10 protein-coding genes and 3 pseudogenes are annotated in these 14440 nt (G+C 50.7%); all 13 read left to right on the top strand.

The features are described 5' to 3' along the window. Positions 1-227 precede the first annotated feature (227 nt). The 13 genes and pseudogenes from ravA (at position 228) to atpA (ending at position 14422) form a co-directional block, all read left to right on the top strand. Positions 228-1720: pseudogene (gene ravA, locus KQP84_RS21895) on the top strand (ATPase RavA). Next, positions 1717-3175, top strand: a pseudogene (gene viaA / locus KQP84_RS21890) (ATPase RavA stimulator ViaA). Before ravA ends, viaA begins: the two co-directional pseudogenes overlap by 4 nt. 72 nt (positions 3176-3247) lie before the next feature. Then, positions 3248-5385 (top strand): annotated as a pseudogene (gene ovoA / locus KQP84_RS21885) (5-histidylcysteine sulfoxide synthase). Between the two features lie 104 nt (positions 5386-5489). Continuing rightward, positions 5490-5951: a transcriptional regulator AsnC gene (gene asnC, locus KQP84_RS21880; protein WP_215848108.1), complete on the top strand. Its 462-nt coding sequence runs from the start codon at positions 5490-5492 to the stop codon at positions 5949-5951. A 155-nt stretch (positions 5952-6106) separates the two neighbouring features. After that, a complete protein-coding gene (gene mioC, locus KQP84_RS21875; RefSeq protein WP_215848366.1) occupies positions 6107-6547 on the top strand; it encodes an FMN-binding protein MioC in 441 nt (146 codons plus the stop codon). A 431-nt stretch (positions 6548-6978) separates the two neighbouring features. Continuing rightward, positions 6979-8868 carry a tRNA uridine-5-carboxymethylaminomethyl(34) synthesis enzyme MnmG gene (gene mnmG, locus KQP84_RS21870; RefSeq protein ID WP_215848107.1) on the top strand — a complete coding sequence of 630 codons (1890 nt, stop codon included), beginning with the start codon at positions 6979-6981 and terminating at the stop codon, positions 8866-8868. A 47-nt stretch (positions 8869-8915) separates the two neighbouring features. Beyond that, entirely contained in the window at positions 8916-9533 is a 618-nt protein-coding gene (gene rsmG / locus KQP84_RS21865) for a 16S rRNA (guanine(527)-N(7))-methyltransferase RsmG (RefSeq protein ID WP_215848106.1), read from the top strand. A 714-nt stretch (positions 9534-10247) separates the two neighbouring features. Further along, a complete protein-coding gene (gene atpI, locus KQP84_RS21860; protein WP_215848105.1) occupies positions 10248-10628 on the top strand; it encodes a F0F1 ATP synthase subunit I in 381 nt (126 codons plus the stop codon). 8 nt (positions 10629-10636) lie between these two features. Beyond that, positions 10637-11455 carry a F0F1 ATP synthase subunit A gene (gene atpB / locus KQP84_RS21855; RefSeq protein ID WP_215848104.1) on the top strand — a complete coding sequence of 273 codons (819 nt, stop codon included), beginning with the start codon at positions 10637-10639 and terminating at the stop codon, positions 11453-11455. Positions 11456-11503: 48 nt separating this feature from the next. Continuing rightward, complete coding sequence (atpE, locus tag KQP84_RS21850) at positions 11504-11743, top strand: F0F1 ATP synthase subunit C (protein ID WP_003849523.1); 240 nt, start codon at positions 11504-11506, stop codon at positions 11741-11743. A 104-nt stretch (positions 11744-11847) separates the two neighbouring features. Further along, complete coding sequence (atpF, locus tag KQP84_RS21845) at positions 11848-12318, top strand: F0F1 ATP synthase subunit B (protein ID WP_215848103.1); 471 nt, start codon at positions 11848-11850, stop codon at positions 12316-12318. A gap of 14 nt (positions 12319-12332) precedes the next feature. Beyond that, complete coding sequence (gene atpH / locus KQP84_RS21840) at positions 12333-12866, top strand: F0F1 ATP synthase subunit delta (RefSeq protein WP_215848102.1); 534 nt, start codon at positions 12333-12335, stop codon at positions 12864-12866. Between the two features lie 14 nt (positions 12867-12880). Beyond that, complete coding sequence (gene atpA, locus KQP84_RS21835; RefSeq protein ID WP_215848101.1) at positions 12881-14422, top strand: F0F1 ATP synthase subunit alpha; 1542 nt, start codon at positions 12881-12883, stop codon at positions 14420-14422. Positions 14423-14440 lie beyond the last annotated feature (18 nt).

Below are 14440 nucleotides of genomic sequence, written 5' to 3'. Positions count from 1 at the left end.
CACAGTATGCACGTATTCCAAAAAATCCCATCCTTGTAAACCGTCTGGTTATCTGCCATCCGGCTCTTTTTACCTTAAAATAAGCGGGTTAAGCGGGGTTTAAGCCTTGTTGAACCTTCTGAAACAAAAAAGCTGACAGCTATCAACGCTTTCACGCATCATAATCTATAAAGTGTTGCGTTCGCTAAGCGCGGCAGCTTGATGATCCTAAGGACAATGATGTGATTATGGCTCAACCCCATCTTTTGGCAGAAAGAATTTCTCGCCTCAGCAACGCATTAGAAAAAGGCTTATATGAGCGTCATCATGCCATTCGCCTCTGCTTGCTGGCCGCCCTGAGCGGTGAAAGCGTATTCCTGCTGGGGCCGCCGGGCATTGCAAAAGCCTGATTGCCCGCCGCCTGAAATACGCCTTCCAGAATGCTCGCGCCTTTGAATACCTGATGACCCGATTTTCTACGCCGGAAGAGGTGTTTGGTCCGCTGTCGATTCAGGCACTAAAAGATGAAGGGCGTTATCAGCGTCTTACTAAAGGCTATTTGCCGGATGCCGAGATTGTTTTCCTTGATGAAATATGGAAAGCCGGTCCGGCGATTTTGAATACGCTGCTTACTGCCATTAACGAACGCCGCTTCCGTAATGGTGATAGCGAAGAAAAATTCCGATGCGTCTGCTGGTGACAGCATCCAACGAATTGCCTGAAGCGGACAGCGGACTGGAAGCGCTGTATGACCGCATGTTAATCCGCCTGTGGCTGGATAACGTGCATGAGAAACAGAACTTCCGCAGCATGTTAACCCACCAGCAAGATGAAAACGCCAATCCGGTAGCGGAAGGGCTGCGCATCAGCGACGAAGAGTATCTTCAATGGCAGCAAGGCATTAGTCAGGTCAATTTGCCGGACAACGTTTTTGAACTGATCTATCAACTGCGCCAGCAGCTGGAAAATCAGCCGCAAGCGCCTTACATCTCCGATCGTCGTTGGAAAAAGCGATTCATCTGTTGCAGGCCAGCGCGTTTTACAGTGGCCGAACCACCATTGCGCCGATTGATTTGATCCTGCTGAAAGATTGCTTGTGGCACGATGTCGCCTCAATGCAATTGCTGGATCGTGAAATCGATCAATTGATGACTCAGCACGCCTGGCAACAGCAGCCGATGCTGCTCAAACTTCAGCAAATCAAAACGCGCCGTATGGCGTTGCAGCAGCAACAAAGCGTGTCACAGGCGATCACGCTGGAGAAACACAGCGGAATGTTCAGCCGCAAGCCGCATTACGATCTGCCCGACACGTTTACTGATGAGCAACTCACTTTAATGCTGCAACAGCCGCTGACGCTGCATGACATGCAGGTCACGCACATTGTTATAGCGCGTGATGCGCTTAATCAATGGCTGCTGAAAGGGGCGACGTTCGCGGCAAACTCAACGGTATCGGTTTTGCTCAAACGGTGGATTTATTGGTTGATGCGCAGCATTGCCTGGCGGTACGTGATGTTAGCCTGCAAGCGACTCGCCTGACGCTGCCGGGTATTAGCAACAACAATGAATTGCCCACTGAAATCGTTGAAGCGCTGGATGAGTTGGATGCGCAACTTCGCGCCCAGCGCCATCTGTTTAGCCAACACCAGCGCTGTTTATTTATCAGCGATGACTGGTTCGCGCGGGTTGAAAGCAGCCTGCAAGATGTAGCAGAACAGCTAAAACAGGCGCGTAAATGATTTCGGTTGAGACGCTAAGCACGCTGCTTTCAATCGGCGAAACTGAACTGATTGAAGAGTTGATTATCGCGCTGCTGGCGTCTCCCCAATTTGCTCTGTTCTTTGAAAAGTTTCCGGGCCTGAAGAAAGCGCTGTTGCGCGATGTGCCGCGCTGGAAGGCAGAAATTAATGCGGAACTCAAAGCCACGCCCGTGCCGGAAATGCTGTCGCAGGAATTTCAGCTCTTTCAACGGGTGCAACTGCTCAGCCACCACGAATTTAACCACCAGCTTTCGGACACGCTAGATACGCTGGATCGCCTGCCTTCCCTTTTATAGAAGAAGCCAATCGGCTGCTTCACCACACTGAAGCACGCCAGCTCAGCTCGGCGCAGCACACGCTTTTTTACAGCGCTGGCGGCTTAGCCTGACGTTGCAAACTCTGACGTTGAATGAGCAATTGCTGGAACAGCAGCGTGAACGCCTGATAGCAGAGTTGCAGCAGCGCATGGCGCTAAGCGGCCAACTCGCGCCCCTGTTAAGTGACGATGATGAAGCCGCAGCGGGCCGGTTATGGGATATGAGTAAGTCGTCGCTACAGCACGGCGATTATGAGTTGATGCTGCAATATGGCGATTTTCTGGCGCAGCAGCCGGAGCTAATGAAACTGGCCCAACAACTGGGCCGCAGTCGCGAAGCAAAATCAGTGCCGTCAAAAGAGGCGCCGATGGAAGCCTTTCATCATCTGGTGCATGAACCTGATGCTGTGCCAGAAGAGGTCAGCGGTATTCATCAAAGTGATGATGTGCTGCGTCTTCTGCCGCCAGAGCTGGCCGCGCTGAGTATCAGCGAGCTGGAGTTAGAGTTTTATCGGCGGCTGGTGGAAAAACGGTTACTGACTTATAAGTTGCAGGGCGATGCCTGGCACGAAAAGGTGACGATGCGCCCGGTAAGCCACCAGCAGCATGAAGAGCAGCCGCGCGGTCCGTTCATTGTCTGTGTTGATACGTCGGGTTCCATGGGCGGGTTCAATGAACGCTGCGCCAAAGCCTTCTGCCTGGCTTTGCTAAAAGTGGCGTTGGCCGATCGCCGTCGCTGCTACATCATGTTGTTTGCTCACGATGTCATTGGCTATGAATTAACCGGCGATGATGGTCTGGAGCAGGCGATTCGCTTTCTTAGCCAGCGTTTTCGTGGCGGCACCGATCTGGCCGCGTGTTTGTCGTCGGTGGTGAAACGGATGGAAGGCACTATCTGGCAGGAAGCTGATGCCGTTATTGTGTCTGATTTTATCGCTCAGCGCCTGCCGGAAGAGGTCATCAGCGCGATAAAACAACGTCAGCGTCATCATCAGCAACGCTTCCATGCTGTCGCTATGTCGACGCATGGCAAACCCGGTATTTTGCGCATTTTCGATCATATCTGGCGATTTGATACCGGAATGAAAAGCCGCCTGTTGCGTCACTGGCGGCGCTAAGTCATCAGGCAGAAATCCTTATTTGCTATAGTGAGTAATCGCATTTACTTACTCAGCAATCTGGAGCTTTCTGTGACACCAGCCCAATCTCATCGCGATCTGCTTGCGCCGACGCGTACTTTGCTGCTCTCCGGCCATAACGTAGAACAAAAACGTGCCGAACTGTTGGCGTACTTTACCCAAACCTGGGAACAGTACGAAGACTTGTTTACCTGTCTTGCCGATCAGCGCGCCTGGTTCAATAAAGCCATCCCACTGCGCCATCCTCTGATCTTCTATTTTGGTCATACCGCCACTTTTTACATTAATAAGCTCATGGCGGGTCGCTACATTGATGCACGCTTAGACGATCGCATAGAAGCGATAATGGCGATTGGCGTTGATGAAATGAGCTGGGATGATCTCAACGACGACCATTATGAATGGCCAACCATCGAAGAAGTGCGTGATTACCGCGGCAGCGTAAAAGCGCTGATCAGTAAATTTATTCAAACCATGCCGTTGGAATTGCCGATCAGCTGGGACAGCCCAGCGTGGATTATTTTGATGGGCATTGAACATGAGCGCATTCATCTGGAAACCTCCAGTGTATTGATACGCCAACTGCCTATTGAATGGGTCAAACCTCAGCCGCAATGGCCCGCTTGCCCAAACGCGCGTCATGCTCGCAATAGCGTTCCCGCCAACACGCTGGTTGAGATGCCCGGCGGCCGCATTACCTTAGGTAAAACCGATGATACTTACGGCTGGGATAACGAATATGGAACGCAGCACGTCGAACTGAAGCCGTTTAAGGCCAGCAAAATGCTGGTGAGTAATGCTGAGTTTTTGAATTCATCAGCGCGGGCGGTTATCAGGATGTACGCTGGTGGGATAATGAAGGCTTAGGCTGGCGCGAATTTGCGCAGGCAGAAATGCCTACTTTCTGGGTCGGCACCCCAACGATGCCCGATCAGCTGAAACTGCGCTTGATGACGGAAGAAGTGGCCATGCCATGGGATTGGCCAGCCGAGATGAATCAATTGGAAGCATCCGCTTTTTGCCGCTGGAAAGCTGACCAAACCGGAAAATCTATTCAGCTTCCATGCGAAGCGGAATGGGCGCAGTTGCGTGAGCAGGTTGAAGGCGATCAGCCGAACTGGGAACGCGCACCGGGTAATATAAACCTGGCGTACTGGGCCTCTTCCAGTCCCGTTGATCAATTCCCGCAAGGTAACTTTTTCGACGTGATCGGCAATGTCTGGCAATGGACGACAACGCCGACTAGCGGCTTTGAAGGCTTTAGAGTGCATCCTTTATACGATGACTTCTCAACACCAACCTTTGACGGTAAACATACCTTAATCAAAGGCGGCAGTTGGATCTCCACCGGTAATGAAGCGTTGAAGTCGGCGCGCTACGCTTTCCGTCGCCACTTTTTCCAGCATGCGGGTTTTCGTTATGTTGTCTCTTCACATCAAGAGAGCATGACGATTAACCCGTATGAAACCGACAGTATGGTGTCGCAATATCTCGACTTCCAATATGGTCCACGCTATTTCGGCGTAGAGAACTATGCAGAAACGTTGGTGAATCTGGCGTTGCAACACACCTCTTTACGTGGCAAGGCATTGGACATCGGCTGTGCCACCGGGCGTGCCAGCTTTGAACTGGCTCGTCACTTCGACAGCGTTGTGGGTATGGATTATTCAGCACGCTTCATTGATGTGGCGCTGCAGTTAGCCAGTGGCGAAGAGTTCCGCTATGTGGTGCCTGAAGAAGGTGAGCTGGTGGAATATCGTCAGGTGCGCTTGAAAGATTTGAATATGGGAAGCGAGTTCGCGCAGCGGATCCAGTTTGTGCAGGGCGATGCCTGTAACCTGAAACCGCAACCACAGCAATATGATTTGGTGTTGGCATCCAACCTGATTGATCGCCTGCGCCAGCCGAAGCGTTTCCTGCAGGACATCACGCCCATGATCCGTTCGGGCGGTATGCTCGCTCTCTCTTCGCCTTATACCTGGCTGGAAGCGTTCACGCCAAAAGAGAACTGGCTTGGTGGCGTGCGCGAAAATGGCGAAGCGCTAACGACCTTACAAGCGCTGCAGCGTCTTTTAGCGGCGGATTTTGAACAGGTTGGCGCACCACAGGATGTGCCGTTTGTTATTCGTGAAACAGCGCGTAAATTTCAACACACGCAGGCGCAATTAACCCTCTGGCGTAAGCGTTAATCTACCCGGCAGCGGTATTCACCGCTGCCGATACATTGCCTAATCCCCCGTTTTGCTGCACATTCTCAACAGTTCAATGAAGAAGTAACATAAAGAGGATGGCAATGGCCGAACATCTGCAACTGGATAACCTGGATCGCGGCATTTTGAATGCGCTGCTGGATAACGCACGCACGGCATATGCTGAACTGGCAAAACAGTTCAACGTCAGTCCGGGCACCATTCATGTGCGCGTAGAAAAGATGAAACAGGCTGGGATTATTCTGGGTACGCGCGTTGAAATCGATCCACGACAGTTGGGCTTCGATGTGTGCTGTTTTATCGGCATTATCCTGAAAAGTGCCCGCGATTATCCTGCTGCGCTGAGCAAGCTTGATGCACTGGATGAAGTCGTTGAAGCCTGGTATACCACCGGCCATTACAGCATCTTCATTAAAGTGATGTGTCGTTCTATTGATGCGCTGCAGCAGGTACTGATCAACAAGATACAGACAATTGACGAAATTCAGTCGACTGAAACGCTGATCTCGCTGCAAAACCCGATCATGCGCACCATCAAACCCTGATCCATCCCCTGCCTTGTGCACAACCTTATCCCCTGTGAATGCGCCGTCTCCCAACGGCTGCGTTCGCATCCTCCGATCTATTAACCCTGTTGTCCACAGGTGGATCACTGCTTGATCACAGCGTACAATGCTCGCCTTTAGTCCAGGAGAGCATGATGGCCGATATTACTTTAATCAGTGGCAGCACCTTGGGAAGCGCCGAATATGTCGCTGAACATCTCGAAGAAAAATTGCAGGAAGCTGGCTTCTCAACGCAGATGCTGCATGGGCCGGAACTGGATGAAGTGCCGCAGGAAGGCGTCTGGCTGATTGTCTCCTCTACTCACGGCGCAGGTGAACTGCCTGATAATCTTGTGCCGTTTTATGACGCTATTAATGAAAGCCAGCCCGATCTGTCTGGCGTGCGCTTCGGTGCCGTTGGTATTGGCAATCACGAGTACGATCTTTTTTGTGGCGCGATCCGTAATATAGAAACGCTATTGATCGCGCGTGGTGCTCAACGTATTGGCGAGCGCCTGGAAATCGATGTTCTTGAGCATGAGATTCCTGAAGATCCAGCTGAAGAGTGGATCGCGGACTGGAAAAGCTTGATTTGATCTGGCTGAGGATCGGGAATTAGCCACGATCCCCAGTGGAAGATGCTGATTTTATGCTTTTGAAAGCCATCTGATTGTGGATAACTACCCTTTTTCCTGCGTATAACCAGTAGTTATCCAAAGAACAACCCAAGTCTATTTTTTGAGCTGTGGATAACTAGCCATTTTGATCTCAGGTTATACGTTGCAGGATCACCGATCATTAACAGCTAGTGATCTTATACATCCTGTTGTTTCATGAGATTTTTTGGGACATATCCACAACAGATCGCGATCCTAATAAGAGATCTAACAAGAAGATCATATACAGAATAAAGATCCTTTCTTTTAAACACTGACGATCCCATCGCTTTCCCCTGCGCTGAATTTAAGTAGAATCCACGGCCCAAGGGAGAACGATCCCTGAATGTCCATCAACGAGGTACCACTTCATGTTTTATCAAGATCCTTTTGACGTCATCGTAATTGGTGGTGGTCATGCGGGTACAGAAGCCGCTATGGCTGCTGCTCGAATGGGTCAGCAAACCCTGTTACTCACCCATAACATTGATACGCTTGGACAAATGTCCTGTAATCCGGCGATCGGTGGCATTGGCAAAGGACATTTGGTGAAGGAAGTGGATGCCTTAGGCGGTTTGATGGCCAGTGCGATCGACCAGGCAGGTATTCAGTTTAGGATACTAAACGCGAGTAAAGGACCCGCCGTCCGAGCGACACGTGCTCAGGCGGATCGCGTGCTTTACCGTCAGGCAGTACGTACTGCACTTGAGAACCAACCCAACCTAATGATCTTCCAGCAGGCGGTTGACGATCTGATTGTCGAGAACGATCGTGTCGTGGGTGCTGTGACGCAAATGGGCCTGAAGTTCCGTGCAAAAACGGTGGTTCTTACGGTAGGGACTTTCCTTGATGGAAAAATTCATATCGGGCTGGATAACTACAGCGGTGGCCGTGCTGGCGATCCACCTTCCATCCCGCTGGCAAAACGCCTGCGAGCTTTACCACTGCGTGTAAACCGGCTTAAAACCGGTACGCCGCCGCGTATTGACGCACGATCCATCGACTTTACCGTGTTGTCGCCGCAGCATGGTGATAATCCAATGCCGGTGTTCTCGTTCATGGGGAATGCTTCACAGCATCCTCAACAGGTACCGTGCTGGATCACATATACCAACGAAAAAACCCATGACGTGATCCGCAATAACCTCGATCGTAGCCCAATGTATGCCGGGATCATCGAAGGGATCGGCCCACGTTATTGCCCATCGATCGAAGATAAAGTGATGCGCTTTGCCGATCGTAATGCGCACCAGATCTTCCTTGAGCCTGAAGGCTTGACCAGTAACGAAATTTATCCAAACGGCATCTCAACCAGCTTGCCGTTTGATGTACAGATGCAGATCGTTCGCTCTATGCAAGGACTGGAAAATGCGAAGATCATTCGCCCAGGCTATGCCATTGAGTATGATTTCTTCGATCCGCGCGATCTTAAGCAGACGCTGGAAAGCAAATATATTCACGGCCTGTTCTTTGCCGGACAAATCAACGGCACTACCGGTTATGAAGAAGCCGCCGCACAGGGATTATTAGCAGGTCTGAACGCCGCACGTCAGTCTGCCGACAAAGAAGGCTGGGCTCCACGTCGCGATCAAGCTTATCTGGGCGTGTTGGTTGACGATCTCTGCACGCTTGGCACCAAAGAGCCGTATCGCATGTTCACTTCACGCGCGGAGTATCGTTTGATGCTGCGTGAAGACAATGCCGATCTGCGTTTGACTGAAACTGGCCGCGAGCTCGGTTTAGTGGATGACGCTCGCTGGGCGCGTTTTAATCAAAAACTGGAATCCATTGAGCAAGAGCGTCAGCGTCTACGTGATATCTGGGTACACCCGAAATCAGAAAACGTTGCTGACGTGAATACCGTGCTGAGCGCGCCGTTGACTAAAGAAGCCAGCGGTGAAGATCTGCTGCGTCGTCCAGAACTGACGTATCTGAAATTGATGACGTTGAACGGGTTTGGCCCAGCTCTGTCAGATGCGCAGGCTGCTGAACAGGTTGAGGTTCAGGTAAAGTACGAAGGTTACATTGCGCGTCAGCAGGAAGAGATTGATCGCCAGCAGCGTAATGAAAATACCTTACTGCCGGTCGATCTCGATTATCGTCAGGTTAATGGCTTGTCGAATGAAGTGATTGCCAAACTGAACGATCATAAACCGACGTCAATCGGTCAGGCTTCACGCATTTCTGGTATCACACCAGCCGCCATCTCGATTTTGCTCATCTATTTGAAAAAACAGGGTCTGCTGCGCAAAAGCGCCTGACCTGAAACGGGGCGAGGCAACTCGCCCCCGCTGACTGGACTCACGCTGTGATTAACAAACTCACCTCGCTGCTGCAAGCAGCTAATATTTCCCTCTCCGATCAACAAAAACAGCAGCTGATTGGCTACGTATCGCTGCTGGATAAGTGGAATAAAGCTTACAACCTGACGTCAGTACGCGATCCACAGCAAATGTTGGTGCGCCACATTCTCGACAGCATCGTCGTTGCACCACATTTGAAAGGCTCGCGCTTTATTGATGTAGGGACCGGGCCGGGCCTGCCAGGCATTCCGCTGGCGATCGTCATGCCAGAAGCACATTTCACGCTGCTTGATAGTTTGGGAAAGCGTGTACGGTTTTTACGGCAGGTACAGCACGAACTTGGTCTCGAAAACATCACGCCTGTGCAGAGTAGGGTGGAGGAGTTTCCTTCGGAGCCGCCTTTTGATGGCGTTATTAGCCGCGCTTTTGCCTCGCTGGAGGACATGGTGAACTGGTGTCATCATCTGCCTGCGCCAGAAGGACGCTTCTTTGCTTTGAAAGGCGTTCGCCCAGACGATGAGATTGCTTCGTTGCCTGCCGGATACACGTTAGATGCTGTTGTCGAGTTGAAAGTACCTCAGTTGGATGGTGAACGTCATCTGGTCATCATTGGTCGCGAATAGGCATTTAAAGATTGTGGATTAAGGGGAAGGTTAAGGTTTCGTCTTAGCAAAAAATGTGGCTAAAAAAACGGCAGTTGATTCTTTTATCGTGCGCGTTTTTTATTAAAGGTGCGCAGGAATAAGGTTAAAAAAGCCAACGGAAATTATCCGAAAAACTCTGTTACATTTAACTTTTAATTCACAATTATTTATCAGAAAGATCACTTATATTGCCGTTCATCTGAATACTGATAGTCACGTCGGAAAATATATCGCAGTAATAACTTGGCGTGCGTAATATGAATTACACACTTTTATTGCACTCTTCGATGTCAACAACATGTTTTTATCGATAATAAGAGATTTACGACCTGACGCTATTTATAACTTGATGATAGTTAAATAAATAACGGCCTGTTAAAAACGGTAAATTGGGTATTGTCACAAAAGTTATTGTAGGTCAGATGCTTATTATGTGATCTAAAGCACGCTTTAAAAGCAAGTCCTGGCTGCATTTTCAGTAGATGGCCTGCCAATTCCAGCGGATTAATCTTTGGAAAAATAGGCGCTCGGAAAGAAATTTAAATAATTGTTCACCTTTTCGCTACTTAGCGATTGAAATCGCAGGTGCGGCCCGTATAATTTGCACGGCTTTTGCTGCTTGACTCAAATGAGTAAAGGCAGTCTTATACGACACGCGACATACCCCTAACGGGGCAGGAGAGTATCAGCGTCATGTCAGTGTCTCTTTACAGTGTGAAATACGCCCGAACCCTGCTGGTTATTCAGCTGGTGACGACTGTCATCATCGGTGCACTCTTTGCTCTGAAAGATGTCCACTGGGGCGTTTCTGCTCTGGCTGGCGGAGCGGCAGCCTGGCTGCCAAACGTGTTGTTTTTGTTTTTAGCCTGGCGCCTGCAGGGGCAAACCCCGGCTTCGGGGCGAGTCGCGTGGAGCTTCGCTTTGGGTGAAATAGCCAAAGTGTTCGCGACCATCATTTTGCTCATTGTGGCGTTGGGTGTATTCGGAGCGGTCTTCTGGCCTCTCGGAATAACCTGGTTATCGGTGCTGGTGGTTCAGATGTTGGCACCGGCGGTAATTAACAACAAAGGGTAAGAGGCATCATGGCTGCAGGAGAAATCTCTACTCCGCAAGAATACATAGGACACCATCTGAATAACCTTCAGCTGGACCTGCGTACTTTCGAGTTAGTGAATCCGCACGACGCTCCCGCGACGTTCTGGGTATTAAATATCGATTCCATGTTTTTCTCTCTGGTGCTGGGACTGGTTTTCCTGGTGTTGTTCCGTAAAGTGGCGAAAACCGTCACCAGCGGTGTGCCAGGGAAATTACAAGCGGCTATCGAGTTGGTTGTTGGGTTCGTTGATGACAACGTTCGCGACATGTATCACGGTAAGAGCAAACTTATCGCCCCGCTGGCTCTGACAATTTTTGTCTGGGTCTTCTTGATGAACTTCATGGATCTGCTACCTATCGATCTGCTGCCATATATTGGTGAGCATTTCTTAGGCCTGCCGGCGCTGCGCGTCGTGCCGTCTGCAGACGTGAACATCACGTTGTCTATGGCGTTGGGCGTATTTATTTTGATTCTGTTCTACAGCATCAAAATGAAAGGCATTGGCGGCTTCACGAAAGAGCTGACGCTGCAGCCTTTTAATCACCCGATCTTCATCCCTATCAACCTGATTTTGGAAGGTGTGAGCCTGCTGTCTAAACCGGTTTCTCTCGGTTTGCGACTGTTCGGTAACATGTATGCGGGTGAGCTGATCTTTATCCTTATTGCCGGTCTGTTGCCGTGGTGGTCACAGTGGTTGCTGAATGTGCCTTGGGCCATTTTCCACATCCTGATCATTTCGCTACAGGCTTTCATTTTCATGGTCCTCACGATTGTCTATCTGTCGATGGCATCTGAAGAACATTGATTTTTTTCTCAACACTAAGCGTTTAACTGAAACAAACTGGAGACTGTCATGGAAAACCTGAATATGGATCTGCTGTACATGGCTGCCGCTGTGATGATGGGCCTGGCGGCAATCGGTGCTGCGATCGGTATCGGCATCCTCGGAGGAAAATTCCTGGAAGGCGCTGCTCGTCAGCCTGACCTGATTCCTCTGCTGCGCACGCAGTTCTTTGTTGTAATGGGTCTGGTGGATGCAATCCCGATGATCGCTGTTGGTCTGGGTCTCTACGTGATGTTTGCTGTCGCCTAAAGCCCTTTGTTCACTCATCACATGTTGTGTACGAGTGAACGGATTCTGCCGTTTATCTTTGATAACGGCAGAAAAGTTAAATACTTAATTAGAGGCATTGTGCTGTGAACATTAATGCAACAATCCTCGGCCAGGCCATCGCGTTCATCCTGTTTGTCGCGTTCTGCATGAAGTACGTATGGCCACCGATTATGGCTGCCATCGAAAAGCGCCAGAAAGAAATTGCTGAAGGCCTTGCTTCTGCTGAACGCGCGAAGAAAGATTTGGATCTCGCGCAGGCTAATGCGACCGACCAGCTGAAAAAAGCCAAAGAAGAAGCCCAGGTCATTATCGAGCAAGCGAACAAGCGTCGTGCGCAGATCATGGACGAAGCCAAAACCGAAGCTGAGAACGAACGTAATCGAATCGTTGAACAAGCGCAGGCTGAAATTGATGCTGAGCGTAAACGTGCACGTGAAGAACTGCGTAAGCAAGTCGCGTTGCTGGCAATAGCTGGTGCCGAGAAGATCATCGAACGTTCCGTGGATGAAGCTGCTAACAGCGACATCGTTGATAAACTGGTCGCTGAACTGTAAGGAGGGAGGGGCTGATGTCTGATCTAATTACTGTAGCTCGCCCCTACGCCAAAGCAGCTTTTGACTTTGCTGTTGAGCATCAAAGTATTGAACGCTGGCAAAAAATGTTGGCGTTTGCCGCAGAAGTGGCTCGCAATGAACAGATGGCAGAACTCCTTTCCGGTGCTTTGGCGCCGGAAGCTTTGTCTGCTTCTTTCAACGCAGTCTGTGGTGATCAACTGGATGAACCCGCGCAGAACCTGATTAAGGTGATGGCGGAAAACGGACGTTTGACAGCGCTTCCAGCTGTACTGGATCAATTCATTCAACTGCGTGACGCCCATGAAGCGACAGCGGAAGTTGACGTGATTTCTGCCAGTACACTGAGTGACGACCAGCTGACTAAAATCAGCACCGCGATGGAAAAACGTCTGTCACGCAAAGTTAAGCTGAATTGCAAAATTGATAAGTCCGTAATGGCAGGCGTGATCATCCGTTCGGGTGATCTAGTGATTGATGGCAGCGTACGCGGCCGTCTTGAGCGTCTGGCAGACGTCTTGCAGTCTTAAGGGGACTGGAGCATATGCAACTGAATTCCACCGAAATCAGCGAACTGATCAAGCAGCGCATTGCTCAGTTCAATGTCGTGAGTGAAGCTCACAACGAAGGTACTATCGTTTCTGTAAGTGACGGTATCATCCGCGTACACGGCCTGGCCGATGTCATGCAGGGTGAGATGATTGCCCTGCCGGGTAGCCGTTACGCTATCGCCCTGAACCTCGAGCGTGACTCTGTAGGTGCAGTGGTGATGGGTCCGTACTCTGACCTTGCCGAAGGCATGAAAGTTAAGTGTACTGGCCGTATCCTGGAAGTTCCAGTTGGCCGTGGCCTGCTGGGCCGCGTGGTGAACACTCTGGGTGCACCTATTGACGGTAAAGGCGCAATCGACAACGACGGCTTCTCGCCAGTTGAAGTGATTGCTCCGGGTGTTATCGACCGTCAGTCAGTCGACCAGCCGGTTCAAACCGGTTACAAATCTGTCGATGCGATGATTCCAATCGGCCGTGGCCAGCGTGAGCTGATCATCGGTGACCGTCAGACCGGTAAAACCGCGATGGCGATCGATGCCATTATCAACCAGCGTGATTCAGGCATTAAATGTGTCTACGTCGCGATTGGTCAGAAAGCGTCAACCATTTCTAACGTGGTGCGTAAGCTGGAAGAGCATGGCGCATTGGCGAACACCATCGTGGTGGTTGCTTCTGCTTCAGAATCTGCAGCACTGCAGTATCTGTCTCCGTACGCAGGTTGTGCGATGGGCGAATACTTCCGTGACCGCGGTGAAGATGCACTGATCGTGTACGATGACCTGTCTAAGCAGGCTATCGCTTACCGTCAGATTTCACTGCTGCTGCGCCGTCCACCAGGTCGTGAAGCTTTCCCTGGCGACGTGTTCTATCTCCACTCTCGTCTGCTGGAACGTGCATCACGCGTAAGCGCTGATTACGTTGAGCGTTTCACCAACGGTGAAGTGAAAGGCCAAACCGGTTCTCTGACTGCGCTGCCAATCATCGAAACTCAGGCGGGTGACGTTTCTGCGTTCGTTCCGACCAACGTAATCTCGATTACTGATGGTCAGATCTTCCTGGAATCCAACCTGTTTAACTCCGGTATTCGTCCGGCCGTTAACCCAGGTATTTCGGTATCCCGTGTGGGTGGTGCAGCGCAGACCAAGATCATCAAGAAACTGTCCGGTGGTATTCGTACCGCGCTGGCACAGTATCGTGAACTGGCTGCGTTCTCGCAGTTCGCTTCTGATCTGGACGATGCAACCCGTAAGCAGCTGAGCCACGGTCAGAAAGTGACCGAGCTGCTGAAGCAGAAACAGTATGCGCCGATGTCTGTTGCGCAACAGGGTCTGGTTCTGTTCGCTGCTGAGCGCGGTTATCTGAACGACGTTGAAATTGCTAAAATCGGCAGCTTCGAAGCTGCACTGCTGGCCTTCGCCGATCGCGATCACGCCGAGCTGATGCAGGAAATCAACCAATCTGGCAACTTTAACAACGAAATCGAAGCGAAGCTGAAAGGCCTGCTCGATACGTTCAAAGCAACCCAGTCCTGGTAATGTCTGGCGGCTTGTCTG

Origin of the sequence: Candidatus Pantoea bituminis (assembly GCF_018842675.1) — a bacterium.
GTDB classification, from domain to species: Bacteria; Pseudomonadota; Gammaproteobacteria; order Enterobacterales; family Enterobacteriaceae; genus Pantoea; species Pantoea phytostimulans.
Note: the sequence above shows the minus strand (reverse complement) of the source record. Positions and strands in the feature narration are given on the sequence as shown.

Excerpts from the sequence above, each read along its gene's own strand:
- atpI (WP_215848105.1), top strand. The coding sequence starts at position 10,248 with ATGTCAGTGTCTCTTTACAGTGTGAAATACGCCCGAACCCTGCTGGTT.
- asnC (WP_215848108.1), top strand. The coding sequence starts at position 5,490 with ATGGCCGAACATCTGCAACTGGATAACCTGGATCGCGGCATTTTGAAT.
- mnmG (WP_215848107.1), top strand. The coding sequence starts at position 6,979 with ATGTTTTATCAAGATCCTTTTGACGTCATCGTAATTGGTGGTGGTCAT.
- mioC (WP_215848366.1), top strand. The coding sequence starts at position 6,107 with ATGGCCGATATTACTTTAATCAGTGGCAGCACCTTGGGAAGCGCCGAA.
- atpB (WP_215848104.1), top strand. The coding sequence starts at position 10,637 with ATGGCTGCAGGAGAAATCTCTACTCCGCAAGAATACATAGGACACCAT.
- atpE (WP_003849523.1), top strand. The coding sequence starts at position 11,504 with ATGGAAAACCTGAATATGGATCTGCTGTACATGGCTGCCGCTGTGATG.
- atpA (WP_215848101.1), top strand. The coding sequence starts at position 12,881 with ATGCAACTGAATTCCACCGAAATCAGCGAACTGATCAAGCAGCGCATT.
- atpH (WP_215848102.1), top strand. The coding sequence starts at position 12,333 with ATGTCTGATCTAATTACTGTAGCTCGCCCCTACGCCAAAGCAGCTTTT.